The organism is Paraburkholderia sp. SIMBA_053, from assembly GCF_046534895.1.
GTDB classification, from domain to species: domain Bacteria; phylum Pseudomonadota; class Gammaproteobacteria; order Burkholderiales; family Burkholderiaceae; genus Paraburkholderia; species Paraburkholderia caledonica.
Genome location: NZ_JAWRXU010000985.1, coordinates 1 through 260, shown reverse-complemented (window position 1 = coordinate 260; position 260 = coordinate 1). Strand labels below are relative to the sequence as shown.

Genomic DNA, 260 nt, shown 5'->3' with positions numbered 1-260 from the left:
GTCTTCATTCTGGCGATCGGCTACTACATCACGCCGGCGCTGCTCGGCGGCCCGAACGACCAGATGGTCAGCTACTACGTGGCCTACTTCACCAACGTGACGATCAACTGGGGCATGGCGTGTGCGCTCGGCGCGCTGCTGCTTGCCGCGACGCTGGTGCTGTATGTGATCTATGGACGCTTCACGCGTTCATCGCTGAGCCTCGGCTGAACGGAGCCTACCGACATGAAACTTGCCAAGCCCCTGTTCGCGCCGCACAC

General features: G+C 61.9%; 1 pseudogene. It reads left to right on the top strand.

Annotated elements, in window-relative coordinates:
* Positions 1 to 210: pseudogene (locus tag SB753_RS38555) on the top strand (ABC transporter permease); the annotation flags it as partial.
* Positions 211 to 260: the final 50 nt, after the last annotated feature.